Here is an 18,030-nt window from a genome sequence, read left to right on the forward strand (position 1 = left end):
CACCCAGTCTGCAAACACCAAGGGCTGCCCCCGTATTCCTACGAGTGCAGCCCTTGAACAGACTGGCGACAAGATCAAGGCTCGGTGCGTAGAGCCAGAACCCTGATCCCAGAAACAGAGGACTGAAGGTCCCTTGGCTGGGAGCCTTCATACATTACAAGCTGACGGCAGCAGAACCATCCTGCCCTGGGCCCTGGTCTGAGCCTGTCTCCTGCGCCGGGCTCAAACCACTTTCCTGCTGCGCCTGCGCCTGCTTCATCTGATTAAGCAAGCTATGCAGCATCTCTGTAGACAGACCGTGCAGCACCAAACGGTAACCTGCTCGCAAGGTCGACATGGGCACCAAGGGGTGACCATTGTTCACCAGAATCAAATGCTCGGGTGCCTGCAAAATCTTGGCCGCGTAAATCCCGATGGTCTCGTCCAGCTGCAGGGAATTGGCCGCACGCCAGAAGTCGTTATCAGTCAGCAGCAACTGGTACAGGGGCGTGAACAGTTCGATGGCGCTTTGCAGATCCATCTTGTTCAGCGGGCCTTGCGGCATATCGTCCAGCGCCAAAGGCACGGGCTGGATCATGGAGAAATCCACGCGCTGCGGCGGGCCGATTTCCTGATTATTGTCCCGCAAGGTCTGATTGAGCCGGATCACGAAATTGAACAGATTCAAATCGTGCTTCACAAAGGTGTGATCGCGCAATTCGTCGATGTTCATGGGCGTGAGCGGCGTAGTCGGCACCTTGGTAGGCGAGTTGGCCGCAATAAAGGCCAGCACCTGTGAACCCAAATGGAAGTGACGCAGAATCAGCCAGTTGGCCTGTGGCGAGACAAAGCGCTTCAAGCCCCAGACCAGAATGCGATGCAACAGCCCCGAATGCGACCATTTGCGCGGCAAAAAGGTTTTAACGACCTGAATCACGATAATCATCAGGCGCGCCAATGGCCGCAGGAATGGCAGCAGGTACTGGCGTGACGACGAACTGGAGTCGGCCAGCCAGGCCTGCTTCACTTCATCAGGCAGGGGCGTGCTGCGATCCAGATACAAGGCCCGCCAAGGATTGGGGTCCTGCGGGTCATGCGGCTTGCTTAAAAAATCCGGGATTTGATCCATGACTTAAAACTCTTTCGCGTATTGGAACTGCATCAGGTACAGGGCGGCGGTACGACGCGCGGTTTCAATAATAATCTGCTCGGCGCGGCCTGTTTCATCGCAATCCAGAGCCAGTTCAACGGCCACCAGCCAGCGGGCCAGGTGATGCTCGTCGTTCATGCCATGGTAGTGCAGGAAACGGTACATATTCGGTTCCAGCGACAGCGAGGATTTCAGTAGAGGCAACAAGGCCGGAACAATACGCTGGCCGGTGCCTTCGATAATATAAATCGCACCCAGCAAGCCAATCGGGTCCTGGCTGGCCGCCAGCGCATGCAGATATGAGTTCAAGGCCTGACCGCCGGGATTACGGCTCAGTTGCTCGATCTCGGTCGCGGTACCACCGGCATGCTGATAGTCCTCGAACAGGATCTTGAAGTCGTCCTGTTCTTCACCGGCGTGCAAACGGATCAGCTCGGCCAACGGAGCATAGGTGGGCGACAGGGAATCGCACGCTTCGCGCATCCACTTGGCGCCTTCACGTACCTGGGGAATCCAGTCTGCCATCCACTTTTGATAATCCTGCATGCAGATCGAACCGTCGTGCAGGCTGCGCAGCAAGGGCGTACGCCACACTTGGGAGCGATAGTCGTGCCAGATGGGGGCCAATTGCGTCAGCAGATCGCGCAAACCCTGCGGGGCTGTGGCCGGGTCATGCGGAGGGGCAATATCCACCTGATCCACCGAGGCCGGAGCCGACTGTTTGGCAGACGGGTAAGACACAGCCGCCGCGGGGGCATCGCAGGCTTCCACTTCCAGCAGCATGTAGGCCGTCATGAAGCGGCCAGACTCGGGCACGTAGCACAGGATTTGCTCGCCGGGCGTCAAGGTCCGGTCGCGCATGAACTCGGCCAGCATGATCAGAATGGACGCTGCGCCCGTATTGCCGCGCCAGCGCAAATTGCTGTACCAGCGCTCGGCAGGAATGCCCAGGCCAGCCTGTTCCAGCAAATCTGCCACCACGGGGATGAATTTTTCGGAGGAGTAATGGCACAGGAAATGGCTGATGCGCTCGGGGTCTACCCAGCCATCGCGCACCAGTTTTACGTATTCGTGTATGCCGATGTCGAACAGATGCGGCAGCAGGCGAATGTCCTGGCGCAGGGACAAGGCACCATCTTGCTCGGCCTCGGCCCAGGAATCGTAATCCAGATGGCTGCGGGTGGAATCACGCGTTGCTCCCAGCTGCATGCAAACCGGGTAATCACCCGAGAAGGATTTTTGATGAATCCAGCGCAAGCGCAGGCGGACGCCGGGCTGCGTTGTGGGCAGAACCTGATCTTGATGACTTAACAAGGCCGCGCCCGCACCATCGGACAACATCCAGCGCAGGAAGTGCGAGTCAAAGTCCGCCTGATAGCCTTGCGAGGCAAAGCGCGATCGGCGGAACAAGCGCGATGGCATTTCACTGGCCACGGCCATGCCGTGACGGTGCGCACCCAGCTCGATCCCCTGGGCAACGGCCTGCAAGGCGGTCACGCCAGCGGCGCAAATTCCGTGGACCGAATGCACCTCCAGTGGAGGAGCGGCCAATTCACCTTGAATGGCATTGGCAAAGCCGGGCATCAACAAATCCCCGCCCGAGGAGCCGCTGGCCAGCAAGCTCACGTCCGCCATGCTCAAACCCGCCTGCTCCAGGCACGCACGCACGGCATTGGCGGCCATGGCCGTATTGCTCCAGCGCGTGCTGCCATCTTCACCAATGGCGTAGTAGCGCTGCTGAATACCGTTCTCGGCCAGAATGCGTTGCTTGATGCGCCCCGAAATACGATTCAAGGGGGCAATAAAGTTATCCATTGCGGTGTTATCGACCGGCTCTCCGGGCATAAACCACTGGGCCTGATGGATAACAACGTGCTCAAAGGCCACGGGCATAGAAATACTCCTGATTACACGGAATCACGCCGACGCTCCGTCTGGCCCACGGCGTTCAAGGATTGACTGCGGTAGCGGGGCATGAACAGGCCCAGCACAAAAACACGCAGCATATAAGGCACCAGCCCCCCTTCGTTCAAGGCGTCCGGGGTGCGGGCTCGGTATTCGGTGTCGTGCAGCCAGGTCAGCTCGGACCAGTGCGTACGCGAATGCTCATGATGGGCCACATGCAGGCCGATATTAAAGAGCAAGGGATTGACCAGGCCCTCGAAATTGCGGGCATAGGCTAGCTGCTCGCCATGACGGCCCTCATGGCTGCCATCAGCATGGGCATGTTGCAGATAATTCGTGGTCAGCAGCCAGTGCAAACCGTGCAGCTGCGGCAGGATCACGTACAAAAAGCCTTTTACCGGGTCCAGCGCCAGGGCCAGCGCCCAGCTTCCCAGCCACACGCCGTACTGCGCCATGCAATAGGCCCAGACGCCCGGCCAATGACGGCGCAGGCTACCCAGCCAGCCAAAAATTGTGGGGTACAGCGCAGGCACGGCCTCAAAGGGGTGCATCAGCCAGCCCAGCGTGTCGTTGGTGTCGCCCCGCCAGAAGCGGTAGGTGCGGGCCACATCTTTTTCACCATGTTTATAGCGGTGATGATTACGCCCATGGGCAGGCCAGAACACGCAAGCGGGATGGCCTTGTACCAGGGTCAGCCAGAAGTCCGTCAAGCGATTGGGGAGACGACCCCGCCACATGCGCAGATGATGATGGTTGTGGTTGATGACTCCAACGCCCAGCGTCAGGAACAGCAGCAAGCCATACAGAATCCAGGAGAAACCGCCCCGCCACAGCGCGACCACCAGCACAGGGTAGGCAATCAGGTACAGCAGGCTTTGCCAATCGCGCGGCTGGCGCAAACGCCACGCAGCGCTCATCCCCGCGCCTCCTCGGGACGGTCGGGCAAGCGGGTGCCAAACAGGCGATCCATAAAGCTAAATTGAAAACCGTAATTGCCGTTGTACTGCGCGTGATGGCGTTGGTGGCGACGGCTGGCCGCCAGCCAATGGCGGCTGGAGACATGGGGGAAAAAGTCGTAATTGGAGTGGCCGATGCTGTTGAAAAACAGGCTGAACAAGGGCACGGACAAAAGCGACCAGAAACTGAAGTCATGCACGACCATGGGCAGCAAAATCACATTGCCCAGCATGATCGACTCCAGCGGGTGGAAACTGTAGGTGGAGAACGGCGTCACCACAACGGAAGAATGGTGCGGGCCGTGATAACGGCGCAACCAGCGGGTATGCAAGAGACGGTGATTGATCCAGAAGTGCACGTCGTTCCAGATCACCAGAGCCAGAATTTCCAGAACAATGCGGGTCGCGCTGGCATCAGGCGTCAAATGCGCCCAGCCTAGCTGCAAAAAACCCCAGGGAAAAATCATGCCGGTGCCAAAAATCAGAATGGCCGTACCGGATTGCTTCAGTTCCCGGCGCAGTTGGCCAGGACGCAAAGGGCGCGTGTCCAGGGGGCGTCCCCAACCCAAGGCAGGTAAAAGCCAATGTGTCAGCGCCAAGGTGCCCAGTGCAAACAGCACGTAAATGCCGCCGAAGAACAATAAGCCCACGCCCATTACCTGCCAGACGCTCAAGGCCTGAAAAGCCTGCCCCATTCCACTCTCTACGTAACAAAGTGCGCTAATGCTAGCGCGGTCAGGAAGATTACGTTTGTTAATTTGGTTACTAATTGCTCGCATTCGTCCAGCCCGCCCAAGCAATACAGTTTTGCAATAGCGGGGGCTAATCATAGCGGGGTTTCGCCCCTATCCTTGAAGGCATGCGCTTTCAATCGGAATCCATGCCATGAAAAAGGTCGTCAGCATCCTCAGTCCATGCCCCTCTTTGGCGGGTGACGATGGTCTGGCGGCGCGTACCTTGTTCAGCCATCAGGACCACGCGGACCGGCACAGCCCCTTTCTGCGCTTGAATTATGCCGCTCCCACCCCCTACCCGGCCCGTAGCCGTCGGCACAAGGTGCATGGCTCCCCGCAACGCGGCTTTGAAACCGTCACGCTGGTGTATCAGGACGAGCTGGAGCATCGCGACTCCAGCGGTCATAGCGGCACTCTGGGTCCGGGCGATGTGCAATGGCTAAGTGCGGCCTCCGGCCTGCTGTATCAGGCCAGCCATTCCGAGCCGTTCGCCCGTCAGGGTGGTACCTGGGAAATGGTGCAGCTATGGATCAACCTGCCTGCTTGTGCGAAAACCCTCCCACCCAGCCAGCAGTCTCTGCCCTGCGCAGACATTCCCGCTCTGGCCCTGCCCGATCAGGCCGGACAGATACGAGTGATTGCCGGGCAATACCGGGAGCAGCCCGGCGCGGCCCGGCATCACAGCCCGCTCCTGTTGTGGGACATACAGATCAAGGCCGGGCATCAAGCCTGTTTTCAGGTGCCCGAGGGCTGGAACACCAGCTTGCTGGTGCGAAGCGGCGAAGTACAAGTGAACCAGCAAACGCGAGTGCGCCCCGCTCAGGTCGTGTTGCTAAGCCTGGAAGGCCAGACTATCCGGCTGAACGCCCAAAGCGACACCCAGCTACTGTTGCTGGGCGGCGAGCCCATTGATGAGCCCGTTTTGACCTACGGCTCTTTTGTGATGAATACACAACAGGAAATTACCCAGGCAATTGCCGACTTTGATCAGGGCCGGTTTGGCTGCCTGGGCTGAGCTTTCCCTCTACTATTTCCAAGCTGCCACGCGCCCCGATGGCGGCCCCTGCCACCCCGACCTGACCATCCATCATCACAGCACACTTGCATTGAGCCAGCCCGCATACGATATACTGAACCGTCATCGACTTCCCTTAGACACTATGAGACGCTGGTTCGTCGTCGTCTTGCTTCTTATTCTTCCCCTGCAGGCTTACAGCTCCCACTACCACGCAACCGTGCAAGGTGGTCAATCGGCTTTATTCGCTCAACACGAATCCGATGCAGCCGAGTCTGCGGAACGCCGTGTCTCATCCGCCAATCATCCTTTGCATCAGCTCAGCGCCATTTTGGCGCACACGCCCATGCAACAGTACGCCGATCACGCGGATACCCCCTTGCCCTGCCCGGTTCAGTCTTTCTGGCTGCATGCCTGGCCATCGGCTTGTCCGACCTATTCCCTGCCAGCAATTTGCTGCGAATTTGCCCCGGAGCACCGCCCGCCCCGCGTCTGACGCCTGACGCGCCGCGGCGCCCTGCTTCTTTGCTTTTTTGCACTTATTTATCTGTCTAACAGGACAACATCATGGAATGGCTACTCGATCCCAGCATCTGGGTCGGCTTATTAACTCTGGTGGTGCTGGAGATTGTTCTCGGCATCGACAACCTGATCTTTATCGCGATTCTGGCCGATAAACTGCCCCCGCATCAGCGCGACCGTGCTCGCCTGATCGGCCTGTCGCTGGCGCTGATCATGCGCCTGGGTCTGCTTACTATCGTCTCCTGGCTGGTCACCCTGACCACGCCACTGTTCTCCATTGGCCCGCTCAGCTTCTCCGGGCGCGACCTGATCCTGCTGCTGGGCGGTCTGTTCCTGCTGTTCAAGGCCACCAGCGAACTGCATGAGCGTCTGGAAGGTGGCGATCATCACTCCAGCACCAACAAGGCCTATGCCAGCTTTGGTGTCGTGGTAGCCCAAATTGTGGTGCTGGATGCCGTGTTCTCGCTGGACGCGGTGATTACTGCCGTGGGGATGGTGGATCAACTGCCCGTCATGATGGCAGCCGTCATTATCTCGATTGCGCTGATGATCTGGGCTTCCAAGCCACTGACCACCTTCGTGAACAACCACCCCACCGTGGTGGTGCTGTGCTTGAGCTTCTTGCTGATGATTGGCCTGACGCTGACCGCCGAAGGCCTGGGCTTCAAGATCCCCAAGGGCTATCTGTACGCGGCCATTGGTTTCTCCATCCTCATCGAGTTCTTCAACCAGATTGCCCGCCGCAGCCTGCAGCGCTCGCAGTCACGCCGTCCTTTGCGTGACCGTACTGCGGAAGCCGTACTGCGCATGCTGAGCAACCGCAAGAATGAAGACAAGGACGACAACGGCAACGATGGTCAGCTGGAACTGGACGAGCAGGCTTTCCGCACCGAAGAACGCAATATGGTCAGCGGTGTGCTCAGCCTGGCCGAACGCCCGATTCGCTCCTTGATGACGCCTCGTCAGGAAATTACCTGGCTCAATATCGAGGACTCCGCCGATACCTTGCGCCAGCAACTGCGCTCCACCCCACACAGCTTCTTGCCGGTGTGCCAGGGCGATCTGGACCAGGTGGTGGGTGTGGCTCGCGCCAAGGATTTGCTGGCTGATCTGGACGACTACCCGCAAGTCAAACTGTGGCCGGATCTGCGTGAACCCATCATCGTTCACGAGCACACCGATGTACTCAGCGCGATTGCCATGTTGAAGCAGTCCAATGGCCAGTTCGTGCTGGTAACGGACGAGTACGGCGCGATTGAAGGCCTGCTGACCCCCATCGACATTCTGGAGGCCATTGCCGGCGAGTTCCCCGACGAGGACGAACAACCCGCCATTCAGCAGATTGGCCCCAATCTGTGGCAAGTGGATGGCAGCATAGACCTGCTCTTGCTGGCCCAAGCCGTGGAAGCGGACGACCTGCTTTTGAAAGACAGCAGCTTCAATTCCGTGGCCGGTTTCCTGCTGGAGCGTCTGGACTCCCTGCCCACGGTAGGGACGGTCGTTGAAGCAGACGGCTTGCGCTTCGAGATTACCGAAGTCAGCCAGCGTCGTATTGCAACGGTGCACGTCAGCCGCTTGCAGGAACCCGAGCAGACACAGGAGTAAAAAAAAAGCCCGCTGCAAAGCGGGCTTTTTTCAATCAAGCACGACTCAAAAGCGCGATTCCGCCAGGCAAGCGCGTCACCGCCACGCCATATAACTGCTGCAAAATGTCCAACGCCTCAGGCAAGTTATCCAGACTGACGGCAAAGCTGACCAAGGCAGAGCCTAACGTGGCGTCTCGCAAAATCAGATGTCCTGACCAATAGCGGTTCAGCTCGGCCAGCACCTGCGACAAAGGCTGCTCATGAAAAGTCAGACGGCCCTGACGCCAGGACGGGAAATCCTCCGCCGCAACTGTCTGCACCGAGCTGATCGCATGGCGACCGTAAACAAGTTGCTCACCGGCAGCCAGCCGATATCCCTGTCCACCAAAATCCACCTGCGCACTGCCGGACAAACAGGTGACTTCGGTTTTGCCATCCAGATAGCGGATATTGGTACGGCCATTAAAGGTCTGAATGGAGCCAGCACCCGCAAACACCGTACACACCGAGGCCGAGCGCTCGGACTGTCGCACTTCCACTTCCCCATCCAGCAAAGCCACAATTCGACCCAGATGCGGGTCGTCACCGACGTTCAGGCGACTGCGCGTATTCATATCCAGCCAGACATGGTCCAGCAACTGCACGCGCCGCTGCTCGCCCGCACCCGTGCGATAGTCAGCACGCAAATCAGCCAAGGAAGGCCACAACTGCATAGGAGGCTTGGCGACCAGATACAGGCCACCACCCAGCAGCAAACCGCCCAACAAGGCGCGACGCAAAGGCTGGTGGCCACGTTTTTTCATCAACTTGGCTTCGCGCAGCCAATCTTCACGATCTTGGGGCATGGCATCCCACATTTCGCGCGCGTGCGCAAAAGCGGATGCATGAGAAGGACTGCGCCCACACCAGCGGCGCAGCTCCCGAGCCTGACGAGAGGTCAGCGAGGACGTTTTCAGGCGGCTGACCCAGGCTCGTGCCTCCTTGTGCAAGGTGTCTTCATCCAGATTCAAGGCATTAGCAGGGTTCATCAACAATCAATTCAAAAAGCACTACACAGGGACTGACAAACGCAATCCAAAACGTTTTATCCAGCCGTTTAAACGGATAAAAACGAGAATTCAAAAGTAAACATAAATTGTCGGAAACTGCAGGCCCTATCGTCAAGCCATAGCCCGTCATAAAGAGTAAAGACGGGCTTTAACAGCACTGCATCAACTGCTGGCGCAGCCAGACATGAGCCGGGTCCGCGTGGCGACGGCTATGCCAGACTTGCTGAAACAAGACCGAGGGAATGGGCAGAGGAGGCTGGAAAAACACCAGTTCAGCCTGTTCGCGCAAGTGCTCGGCACTGCGGCTGGACACCGTCAAAATCAGGTCCGTGCCCGCCAGGACTTGGGCTGCCGCACTCCAATGCGGCAAGGACAAGGCAATCTGCCGTTTAAGACCGAGCCGATTCAGGACGTTGTCGACCTCACTTTCCCCTCCCGGACGCATGGCCAGCAACACATGCGGGCGCAGCAACCACTCTTCCAAAGCAGGGGCTTGCCCGCCGCTCAGACTGGCCCGATCCGCAATGCAGATCAGGTGTTCCTCAAACAAGGTCTGCGCCTGCAAGCCGGCCGGAATTTCCGAGAACACGCTCAAGGCCAGATCAATCTCGCCATCCCGCAGCTGACCCTGCATGGCTTCCCGGCTGGCCTGGCTGACCGCCAGCCGAATACCCGGTGCGTCACGACGCAGGCGGCGCATCAACGGTGGCAAGACAATTTGCGCGCCGTAATCCGACATGGCCAAGCGAAATTCACGTTGTTCACTGGCTGGATCAAAGCCACCCGCATCCAGCAGGCCATTGAGCTGCTGCAAAGCCTGCTCCAGAGGACGCTGCAACTGCAAGGCCAGCGCGGTCAGCTCCAAGCGGGAACCGCGGCGTATCAACAAAGGATCGTTGAACACTTGGCGCAAATGAGCCAAGGCATGACTGACGGCAGGCTGGCTTTTATGCAGACGCTGGGCAGCCCGCGTCACATGCTGCTCGGTCAACAAGGCATGCAGGCTCAGCATCAAATTCAGGTCTATACGGCGCAGTTCATCCATAGAACGAATAATGACTGTGCACACTATTAATTTCAATAAGAATTGCGAATAGTGCAAGATAGAGCTTTGATTCTTATGGAGATACGCTCATGCCCGGTCCCGCTTTGTTCAGTATGTTGGTGGCTGTCTTTGCCGGTTCGGCCGTGCCGTTTCAAGCTGCCAGCAATGCCGTTCTGGGTAAGGTCCTGGGGCATCCGCTCTGGGCCACACTGGTGTCGCTCTGTATCAGTGCGGCTCTGGTGCTGCCCACAATCTGGCTGATGCGCGCCCCCGCTCCCCTGACCGCGCAACTGGCGCATGCCCCCTGGTGGGTATGGACGGGTGGCGTTGGCGGGGTCATTTACATCAGCGCCGCCCTGATTCTGACGCCACGCATGGGCGCCGCCAGCTTTATTGTCTGTGTGGTGGCCGGGCAAATGCTCAGCTCCATGCTGATCGACCACTACGGTTTGATGGGCCTGACCCCACGCCCGGTACATATGGGACGCATTCTAGGCGTGCTGCTGATTTTGGCTGGTATGGGCTTGGTGCAATGGTTTACGCCTTCCGTTTCTGCGGCGGCTGAAAGCAAAAGCGCCACTGCAGATCACAGTGGCGCTCAGGAAAACAATCCAAGCCTGGCTCAACGCGCTGGCGCTGACAGCAGCACCCGATCCTGATAGGGCTTAGGCGGAAGCCTCGGTCGATTTGGAACGGAACTGGCTGCACCACCAGAATCCGGCCGACAAGGCAGCCGCCGACAACATGCCCAAGGCCAACAGCAAGCCGCTATCGAACAGCAGCGGAGCCACCACACCGGAAACGGTGGCGAACAAAAGCATTTGCCAGGCACTTTGTACCGAGGAAGCCAGGCCGCGCATGGTGGGGAAGGTGCCCAAGGTCACCACCGTCATGCCCGGCAAGGCCATGGACATGCCAAAGGCGTACACAAAAATAGGCATCACGGCCCACGGCACTTCTGCCTGGAACAGGAGGTTGTACACGGTGTTGAACGCCGCGCCAGCCAGCATAAGGGACAGGCCCAGACGAATCATGCGTGCCGGAGCCAGCTTCTCGGCAAAGCGGGCATTCAGAATAGAGCCACCCAACATACCGCCAATAAAGGGCAGGAACAGCCAGGCAAAGGCGGTTTCTGTCAGGCCCAGCACACCAATCACAAAGCTGGCCGCCGACGAAATGTACAAGGCAAAGCCGCCAAACGCACAGGCAATGGCGGAGATCGCCAGCACGAAGCGACCATTGCTCAAGGCCCGTGCGTAATTGGCCAGAATCACCCACAGCTTCAAGGGCTGGCGCGAGGCCACGGGCAAGGTTTCAGGCAGTTGCCGCCAGCACAGCGCAATCAGGGCAATACTGAGCACCGTCAGCATCCAGAACACTGAGCGCCAGCCCGAATAACTACTTAAATAACCGCCCATGACCGGTGCAAGCGCCGGGGCCAGGCTAAATACCATCGTGATGTGGGCAAACAAGCGCTGAGCTTGCACCCCTTGTACACAGTCGCGCGCCAGGGCCTGACCGACGACACGTCCGGCACCTGCCGAACAGCCCTGGATCAAACGGAAGAACAACAGCCAGGAAAAGCTGGGGGCCAGCGCCGAGCCCACCGACCCGATCAGAAACAGGATCAGTGAGGCCAGAATCACGGGACGCCGCCCGAAGCTGTCGGACAACATGCCCCAGAACAGGCTCATGAAGGCAAAACCAAACAGATACAGACTTAAGGTCTGCTGAACCATTGACTGGTCAACGGAAAATTCAACACCGATACGGTGAAATGACGGCAGATAGGCATCGGTAGCAAAAGGCCCCAGCATCGCCAACGCCGCCAACACCAAGGTCAGCTTGCGGTAATTCATAGATAGCTTTGGAAAACAGGGAGGGCGCCAGAATCAGCGCAGGGATAGGGGCATGGTACCCCTTAACCGGACCGTACGGACACGTCCGCACGGGGCATAGTGTATCAAACGATATAAAGCGGATCGAGCCAAGTCGCTTTCATGCTAGCTGGCCCGGTAGCCACTTGTCTGAAAAAAAGATCAGCGTCTGCCCGGCGACGGCGTACCAAAAGCCTCGCGGCTGGTCTGTCCGAAACCGCTTTGATGCAGCAGGCTGCGCTCAATAAAGCGGCTGACCTGGGAGCGCACTTCCGGCAACCACGGGCCTTGGTCAAACACTTGCGGGAACTTCATGCTGAACCAGGCATAAAGGCTGATCTGCTTGCTGAGCAATTCGGCGTCTTCCAGGCGGGAGGGGCTGGCGGATTTCAGCCAGGACGGCGCCGGTGGCAAGGCCATGGGGCGTTGTGCCACATAGGCAGACAGGCAACGCTTGAAGTAATCCAGCTCCGTATCCTTATCCACGGACACCGGCGCGCAGGCAAAGGTGAACTTCTCGCGCAAATCCAGCTTGGGAGCCAGGCGGTCTACACAAAAGCCCAGCTCAATGGCGTCTTTCAAGCCCGCTGTCTGAAACAAGGGGCTATCGGAAGCCACTTTCTGCGCAAAGTACTGCAGCACAGCGCCGATATTGTTGTTATCCAGTAAAGAGGCCAGCGCCTGCACGTGCTCGGGGCTGGGTGCAATGGGCAAGCGCAAATCCACGCTGGGGGCGTCGCTTTGCAATTGGGTACGAATATGGTTCAGATCCTGCTTGTCCATCGCCCCCACATAGCCTTTGGGGTACAAGCCATAGCGGCCTGCCCGTCCGGCAATCTGGCGCACTTCGGTTGCGTTCAAGGCTCGCATGGAGCGGCCGTCAAACTTGTGAACCGTAGAGAACAGGACGCGGCGAATCGGCAGGTTCAAGCCCATGCCAATCGCATCGGTGGCCACCAGCACATCGGCCTCGCCTTGGGAAAAGCGCTCGGACTCGGTGCGGCGCACTTCCGGAGCCAGCGCGCCGTAAATGGTGGCGACTTTCCAGCCTTGGGCGCGGTAACGAGCACTTAGCGTTAGGACATCCTTACGGGTGAAGGCCACCACCGCATCACCTTTGGACACGCCCTGAGCTTCACGCTGACGATCTTTGCGCCCCCGCCACGGCGCTTCCTGACGCCCTTGCTTGCCTGTGGCTCGCGGCGGGTCTACCGGATAAGGCATGACCACCAGCGGGGTTTTGCGTTCGGTAAATTCCAGCTCCATGGTCTCTTCCATGGAACGCACCAGACGCTCGCACGGACGCAGGACGGAAGCATCACCACAGACAAACAGGGTACGGGCCGGAACACCGACCAGGGCTGCCGTCCAGGCCCAGCCGCGCTGTTCGTCTTGCAGCATTTGAATTTCGTCCAGGACGGCCACGCGCACTTCCATCGTGGGGTCCATCATCTCAACCGTGCAGGCAGTGTGCTGGGCACCGGGCACCATCACCCGCTCTTCGCCCGTCACCAGATTGCAGGGGATGCCCGCGTTCATCAGGCGATCGCGCACTTCCATGGCCAGCAGTCGCAGCGGGGCCAGATAGACGCCGGATCGGGCTTCCATCAAAGCTTCCAGGGCCTCATGCGTCTTGCCCGAGTTGGTCGGGCCCAAACGGAACACCAGATGGCGGCGGATGCCTCGGGCCAGGCTGAACATTTCCGGGAAGTCGCCCAAGCGCATCAAATCTTGAGCGCGCTGCTGCTCCACACTTTCCAGAATGCGGCGCACCGGGCCATTGAGCAGACGCTTTTCAAAATCCCCGGCCTCGATTTCCTTTTGCTCGATGCCCTCTTCCAGAGCCATGCGCAAGGCTTTGGCCAGTTCCAGAAAGGACGAGCCATCAATCAGGGGGCGCTGGGTTTGCAAAAACGCATCCAGCGAATCTTCCAGACGCTGGGACAGACGGTTTTGAGCTGCCGTGTTGAACAAGACCGAAACACGAGCGGGCAATCGATCCAGCTCCGAGCCGGTACGTGGCAAAGGCACGGCGGCCTGCATACGAACATTGGCGCGCCAGTGCTGACGCTCGCCCGCTACGGGCACATTCACCGCCAGCCACAAGTCCTTATGCCACCACAGGCGCAAGGGATCTTCCGGGTCAATTTCGTAATCGCACGCTTCTTGCTTCTTGATCTGGTTCAGCACTTGTTGCTGACGCCATTGTGTGCGCGCACGGTCAGCCGCTCGCTGGTACTGCGCACGTTCACGATTGCTCAAGCTGCTGGCGTATTGCTCGCGCCATTGCTCAATCTGGCTTTGATCAATCGCTGCTAATAAATCCGGGTGATGGGCGACACGATCACGCCCGCCAACGGTTCCACCCCGCACTTCCAGCTTGGTACTGGGCAAACGGCGATCGGCCAGCCACAGCTCGTACTCCTGCCGGGTAATACCCAGCAAGGCCATGGTCTCTTCCGAGCCTATGCACTCCTGCTCCCAGGCCCAACGCTGCTGGCGTTGCTCGCGCTGACGTTCCTGGCGTTGTGCTTGAGCCTGCAGCAAAAACTCCTGCTGCTCGGCATCCAGCTTGAACTCCTGGGTCAAGACAGCGGCACTGGCATTGCGGCCATACACCGTCATGAACCAATGGGCAGGTTCCCCGGCTTGCAGGCCCTCGAAGGCCTCCAGGGTGATGCGTTGCGGCTCGCAACCTTGCTCTTTCAGCCAGGCTGTCAAACGCTCCTGGGCCTGATTGAACTTGCGCTGTTTGTCGTTTTGTTCCTTTTGACGCGCTTGTTCACGTTCTTTTTGGGCCTGCTCCCAGCGCTGACTGCGTTGCTCGCGATCGCGCTGTTCGGCCTGTAACTGCCACAAATAGGTCTGCGCCAAAGGCATGGACTGCCAGGCCTGCACTAAAGCCTGCAAGCGCGGGCCGCGCTCGGCTTCGGGCCAGTTCTCGCTTAAAGGCAAGGACTGGGAGGCAATCGCTCCGGCCAATTGAGCGCGCTGTTCAAGCAGTTGCTCACGCAAGGCTTCATAAATATCCGCTTCCAGCTTGTCCACGCTCATTTGATACAGCAGGCGCAGGGTACGAATCACGACCTCGGGCACACCTTGGGACTGTAAACGCTGGTCCGCATCCTTCAAACCCAGTTCGGCAGCGATGATCTGATTGAAAAAGGCGGCGTCCTGCGGCAAGCGCCAGGCTTTCAGCCACACGCGCCGTATGCCTGCCCGGTCCTGAAAACGCGCTTTCTTGGCGACCTGACGAGCCACACCTTCCAGACGAGGGTAATCCAGCCATTGAGGATGGAGCAGCAAGCCCGCTTGAGTGGGAACGGGAGAATCGGAAACAGACGAAGCGCGACGCGCAGCCATAGGGCGGGGACCTGAAAATACGGGAAGAAGAGAACGAGAAAGGCAGACAAGCCGGTTCAAGCAAGCATGAGCAGCATTATACGGGTCTGCTCGGGGACGTTCAGAGGATACAGGCAATCACCGTGCTGCACGTCTTTGTGGGCAAGAAGACACAGGACTACTCAGCCAACCATTCCAGACAAGCTTGCGGCAAAGCAGCCAAACCGGACTGGCTGTGATTACAACCCGGCACGATGCGAAAACGCGGCTCACCACCTTGTTGCTGCGCCAAAGCCTGTGCCAACTCCCGGGTCCCGTCCACCATGCGGCGCTCCTGCAAACGCAAACGACGCAGCTCGCGCTTGTCCTCGGGCATGGCTTCCTCTGCCGGGCCCAGGCTTTGCTCGAACTCGCCAACGGAGAACTGTACGGGCATCGTCATAGCGGCTTTGGGCAAGGGTTGGGCCAGCAGTCGAGCCAGATAGCCCTCCCCCCACCAGACCGAGGGGCTGGACACCACCAGTGCATCGAATAATTCTGGCTGTTGATACAGCAGTTGCAAGGCAAACAGGCCACCCAGGGAATGGCCGCAGAGCAGACGCCGCTGCGCATTCAAAGGAGCCTGTGCGTAGGCCCAGGGCAAGAAAACGTCCTGCATCATGGCCAGAAAATCCGGCGCGTGACCTGCTTCTCCATTCAGCGCGGGCGTGAAGTCCTGATCGCGCCAGACCTCCCCGCCATAACCTATCCCCAGCACGGCACAGGCTTGTGGAGCCTGCTTCTCACAGGTGGCCAGCACCGCTTCAAATTGCGGTAGATCAAGCACGCACAGCAATGGCCAGCCATCCGCAGGCGCTGGCGTGTCCGGCCAGGCCAAAGTCAGACGATACTGTCGGCCCAATGGGGAAAGAAAATCCAAATGTTCAAGCTGCATAAAAGAATCGCGGTAAGGGCGCCAAAGCCCGGCTGATGAACTATACTTTCTTTCTATGTAAACGGTTATCATTCAGACACTTAATGTCCACATCTGCTGTTCCGGCCCCTGCGCTGGCCGACTATCAACACATCCTCAGACGTCGCTGGCTCCTTGTTGGGGCCCTGGTTCTTGTGATTCTGGCCTCGATTGTGGCCGATTTCATGTTGGGGCCCTCGGGTCTTAGCCTGGGAGAACTGAGCCACGCGCTGTTCAACCCGGAACAGTCCGACCCGACCACCCGCGTCATCGTCTGGGAAATCCGCCTGCCTTATGCCTTGATGGCCATGGCCATTGGTTTGGCACTCGGCCTGTCCGGTGCGGAAATGCAGACCATTTTGAATAACCCGCTGGCCAGCCCCTTTACCTTGGGGATTTCCTCGGCGGCGGCCTTTGGCGCTTCCCTGGCCATTGTGCTGGACCTGTCGATTCCCGGCATTCCGCAAGCCTGGACCATTGCCGCCAATGCCTTTATTTTTGCCCTGCTATCCGCCATGCTTTTGGACGCGGTGGCCCGCTGGGGCGCCATGAGTACCGCCAACCTGGTGCTGTTTGGTATCGCGCTGGTGTTCTCCTTCAATGCACTGGTTTCGCTGGTGCAATTTGTGGCCAGCGCCGAAGCCCTGCAAGGGCTGGTGTTCTGGACCATGGGCAGTCTGTCGCGCTCCTCCTGGGGCAAGGTCGGCATCATGCTGGCGGTGTTTGCATTGATTCTGCCGCTGTCGCTGCGTGATACCTGGAAACTGACCGCCCTGCGTCTGGGTGAAGACCGCGCCACCAGCTTTGGTATCAATGTCTCACGCCTGCGCCTGGTGTCCTTGCTGCGTATCAGCTTGCTGGCCGCACTGGCCGTATCCTTTGTGGGCACCATCGGCTTTGTGGGCCTGATTGCGCCGCATATTGCCCGCCGCCTGTTTGGTGAAGATCACCGTTTCTACCTGCCCGGCAGTGCGCTGGTCGGTGGGGTGATTCTGTCGCTGGCCTCGATTGCCTCGAAAAACATTGTGCCCGGCATCATTATTCCGGTCGGCATTGTCACCTCGCTGGTGGGTGTGCCCTTCTTCCTGGGCGTTGTGCTGCGACGCCAAATAAAGTGAACCATGCTTGAAGTCCACGATCTGAGCCTGTCTTACGGCAAACGCGAAATTCTGTCCAAGTTGACCATCGAGCCTTTGCAGCCCGGTCAGCTGGTGGCTTTGCTGGGCCCCAATGGTAGCGGCAAATCCACTCTGCTCAAGTCCCTGGCGGGGCTGCTCAAGCCCACCACCGGCGAGATCCTGCTGGACGGTCAGGAGCTGAGCGGCGTCAGCTTCGAGCAGCGCGCCCAAAAAGTGGTGTACCTGCCCCAATCCCTGCCCGCCTCGGTCCACCTGCGTGTGTTTGAATCCGTACTGGTGGCGGCCAATGCCTCGGCCCCTGGTGGCCACGCCCGCGATGTGGATCATGAGCACATCATGCACATCCTGCAACGCCTGGGCATTGCGCACTTGTCCATGCACTATCTGGACCAGCTTTCGGGCGGTCAGAAACAGCTGGTGGGCCTGGCGCAAGCCCTGATACGCAAGCCTACCCTGCTGCTGCTGGACGAACCCTTGTCGGCTCTGGACCTGAACTATCAATTCCACGTGATGGACTTGCTGGCCCAGGAAACCCACGACAACAATCTGATCACTCTGATCGTGCTGCATGACCTGAACGTAGCTCTGCGCCATAGTGACTATGCGCTGATGATTGAAGGCGGTGGTCTGCTGGCGCAAGGCGAGCCTGCCAAGGTGATTACTCCCAACTCGCTGGCCCAGGCTTATGGCGTACGCGCCCGCGTGGAGAGCTGCTCGCAAGGCACCTTGCAAATCATTATCGACGGGCTGCAAGAGCCTGTGCTGTGACCTTCGGAGAA

15 protein-coding genes are annotated in these 18,030 nt (G+C 58.9%); 6 read left to right on the forward strand and 9 right to left on the reverse strand.

Features of this window, described 5'->3' with window-relative positions; translation table 11 throughout:
* Nucleotides 1-154: 154 nt before the first annotated feature.
* From ACFPDR_RS13645 to ACFPDR_RS13660, 4 genes are read right to left on the reverse strand one after another with little or no spacing between them, the layout of a single operon-like run.
* Entirely contained in the window at nt 155-1,108 is a 954-nt protein-coding gene (locus ACFPDR_RS13645) for a DUF6999 family protein (RefSeq protein ID WP_376911247.1), read from the reverse strand.
* Between the two features lie 3 nt (nt 1,109-1,111).
* A complete protein-coding gene (locus ACFPDR_RS13650; RefSeq protein ID WP_302357329.1) occupies nt 1,112-3,022 on the reverse strand; it encodes a beta-ketoacyl-ACP synthase III in 1,911 nt (636 codons plus the stop codon).
* Nucleotides 3,023-3,036: 14 nt separating this feature from the next.
* The gene (locus ACFPDR_RS13655) at nt 3,037-3,951 is read right to left on the reverse strand and encodes a fatty acid desaturase (RefSeq protein WP_376911248.1); all 915 of its coding nucleotides are present in this window, start codon (nt 3,949-3,951) and stop codon (nt 3,037-3,039) included.
* Nucleotides 3,948-4,685, reverse strand: coding sequence for a sterol desaturase family protein (locus ACFPDR_RS13660; protein ID WP_026484040.1), 738 nt, complete (start codon nt 4,683-4,685; stop codon nt 3,948-3,950). The genes ACFPDR_RS13655 and ACFPDR_RS13660 overlap by 4 nt, the downstream gene beginning before the upstream one ends.
* A 190-nt stretch (nt 4,686-4,875) precedes the next feature.
* Here ACFPDR_RS13660 and ACFPDR_RS13665 point away from each other — a divergent pair, with 190 nt between their 5' ends.
* The 3 genes from ACFPDR_RS13665 (at nt 4,876) to ACFPDR_RS13675 (ending at nt 7,866) form a co-directional block, all read left to right on the forward strand.
* Nucleotides 4,876-5,739, forward strand: coding sequence for a pirin family protein (locus ACFPDR_RS13665; protein ID WP_376911249.1), 864 nt, complete (start codon nt 4,876-4,878; stop codon nt 5,737-5,739).
* A gap of 145 nt (nt 5,740-5,884) precedes the next feature.
* Nucleotides 5,885-6,235 carry a hypothetical protein gene (locus tag ACFPDR_RS13670; RefSeq protein ID WP_035268424.1) on the forward strand — a complete coding sequence of 117 codons (351 nt, stop codon included), beginning with the start codon at nt 5,885-5,887 and terminating at the stop codon, nt 6,233-6,235.
* A gap of 71 nt (nt 6,236-6,306) precedes the next feature.
* Complete coding sequence (locus ACFPDR_RS13675; RefSeq protein WP_035268426.1) at nt 6,307-7,866, forward strand: TerC family protein; 1,560 nt, start codon at nt 6,307-6,309, stop codon at nt 7,864-7,866.
* Between the two features lie 34 nt (nt 7,867-7,900).
* Here the strand turns inward: ACFPDR_RS13675 and ACFPDR_RS13680 are convergent, their stop codons facing one another.
* Together ACFPDR_RS13680 and ACFPDR_RS13685 are read right to left on the reverse strand one after the other, a co-directional pair.
* Nucleotides 7,901-8,875: a FecR family protein gene (locus ACFPDR_RS13680; RefSeq protein WP_376911250.1), complete on the reverse strand. Its 975-nt coding sequence runs from the start codon at nt 8,873-8,875 to the stop codon at nt 7,901-7,903.
* A gap of 169 nt (nt 8,876-9,044) precedes the next feature.
* On the reverse strand, nt 9,045-9,941 hold the full coding sequence (locus ACFPDR_RS13685; protein ID WP_060186125.1) for a LysR family transcriptional regulator: 897 nt from the start codon (nt 9,939-9,941) through the stop codon (nt 9,045-9,047).
* 89 nt (nt 9,942-10,030) lie between these two features.
* Between ACFPDR_RS13685 and ACFPDR_RS13690 the strand changes: the two genes are divergently transcribed.
* Entirely contained in the window at nt 10,031-10,600 is a 570-nt protein-coding gene (locus ACFPDR_RS13690; protein ID WP_060186124.1) for a DMT family transporter, read from the forward strand.
* Nucleotides 10,601-10,606: 6 nt separating this feature from the next.
* Here ACFPDR_RS13690 and ACFPDR_RS13695 read toward each other — a convergent pair whose 3' ends face one another.
* From ACFPDR_RS13695 to ACFPDR_RS13705, 3 genes are all read right to left on the reverse strand, one after another.
* Nucleotides 10,607-11,800 carry a multidrug effflux MFS transporter gene (locus ACFPDR_RS13695; RefSeq protein WP_060186123.1) on the reverse strand — a complete coding sequence of 398 codons (1,194 nt, stop codon included), beginning with the start codon at nt 11,798-11,800 and terminating at the stop codon, nt 10,607-10,609.
* A gap of 180 nt (nt 11,801-11,980) precedes the next feature.
* On the reverse strand, nt 11,981-15,181 hold the full coding sequence (locus tag ACFPDR_RS13700) for a helicase-related protein (protein WP_376911251.1): 3,201 nt from the start codon (nt 15,179-15,181) through the stop codon (nt 11,981-11,983).
* A 157-nt stretch (nt 15,182-15,338) separates the two neighbouring features.
* The gene (locus ACFPDR_RS13705) at nt 15,339-16,079 is read right to left on the reverse strand and encodes an alpha/beta hydrolase (protein ID WP_321291301.1); all 741 of its coding nucleotides are present in this window, start codon (nt 16,077-16,079) and stop codon (nt 15,339-15,341) included.
* Between the two features lie 98 nt (nt 16,080-16,177).
* Between ACFPDR_RS13705 and ACFPDR_RS13710 the strand changes: the two genes are divergently transcribed.
* Together ACFPDR_RS13710 and ACFPDR_RS13715 are read left to right on the forward strand one after the other, a co-directional pair.
* Nucleotides 16,178-17,230 (forward strand): FecCD family ABC transporter permease, encoded by a 1,053-nt coding sequence (locus tag ACFPDR_RS13710; RefSeq protein ID WP_021447070.1) that lies wholly within the window; start codon nt 16,178-16,180, stop codon nt 17,228-17,230.
* A 3-nt stretch (nt 17,231-17,233) separates the two neighbouring features.
* A complete protein-coding gene (locus tag ACFPDR_RS13715) occupies nt 17,234-18,019 on the forward strand; it encodes an ABC transporter ATP-binding protein (RefSeq protein ID WP_021447071.1) in 786 nt (261 codons plus the stop codon).
* Nucleotides 18,020-18,030 lie beyond the last annotated feature (11 nt).

This window comes from Alcaligenes sp. GCM10023179 (assembly GCF_042653705.1).
GTDB lineage: Bacteria > Pseudomonadota > Gammaproteobacteria > Burkholderiales > Burkholderiaceae_B > Alcaligenes > Alcaligenes phenolicus.

Coding starts and splice junctions, on each gene's coding strand:
- ACFPDR_RS13645 (WP_376911247.1), bottom strand. CDS start 1,108: ATGGATCAAATCCCGGATTTTTTAAGCAAGCCGCATGACCCGCAGGAC.
- ACFPDR_RS13650 (WP_302357329.1), bottom strand. CDS start 3,022: ATGCCCGTGGCCTTTGAGCACGTTGTTATCCATCAGGCCCAGTGGTTT.
- ACFPDR_RS13655 (WP_376911248.1), bottom strand. CDS start 3,951: ATGAGCGCTGCGTGGCGTTTGCGCCAGCCGCGCGATTGGCAAAGCCTG.
- ACFPDR_RS13660 (WP_026484040.1), bottom strand. CDS start 4,685: ATGGGGCAGGCTTTTCAGGCCTTGAGCGTCTGGCAGGTAATGGGCGTG.
- ACFPDR_RS13665 (WP_376911249.1), top strand. CDS start 4,876: ATGAAAAAGGTCGTCAGCATCCTCAGTCCATGCCCCTCTTTGGCGGGT.
- ACFPDR_RS13670 (WP_035268424.1), top strand. CDS start 5,885: ATGAGACGCTGGTTCGTCGTCGTCTTGCTTCTTATTCTTCCCCTGCAG.
- ACFPDR_RS13675 (WP_035268426.1), top strand. CDS start 6,307: ATGGAATGGCTACTCGATCCCAGCATCTGGGTCGGCTTATTAACTCTG.
- ACFPDR_RS13680 (WP_376911250.1), bottom strand. CDS start 8,875: ATGAACCCTGCTAATGCCTTGAATCTGGATGAAGACACCTTGCACAAG.
- ACFPDR_RS13685 (WP_060186125.1), bottom strand. CDS start 9,941: ATGGATGAACTGCGCCGTATAGACCTGAATTTGATGCTGAGCCTGCAT.
- ACFPDR_RS13690 (WP_060186124.1), top strand. CDS start 10,031: ATGCCCGGTCCCGCTTTGTTCAGTATGTTGGTGGCTGTCTTTGCCGGT.
- ACFPDR_RS13695 (WP_060186123.1), bottom strand. CDS start 11,800: ATGAATTACCGCAAGCTGACCTTGGTGTTGGCGGCGTTGGCGATGCTG.
- ACFPDR_RS13700 (WP_376911251.1), bottom strand. CDS start 15,181: ATGGCTGCGCGTCGCGCTTCGTCTGTTTCCGATTCTCCCGTTCCCACT.
- ACFPDR_RS13710 (WP_021447070.1), top strand. CDS start 16,178: ATGTCCACATCTGCTGTTCCGGCCCCTGCGCTGGCCGACTATCAACAC.
- ACFPDR_RS13715 (WP_021447071.1), top strand. CDS start 17,234: ATGCTTGAAGTCCACGATCTGAGCCTGTCTTACGGCAAACGCGAAATT.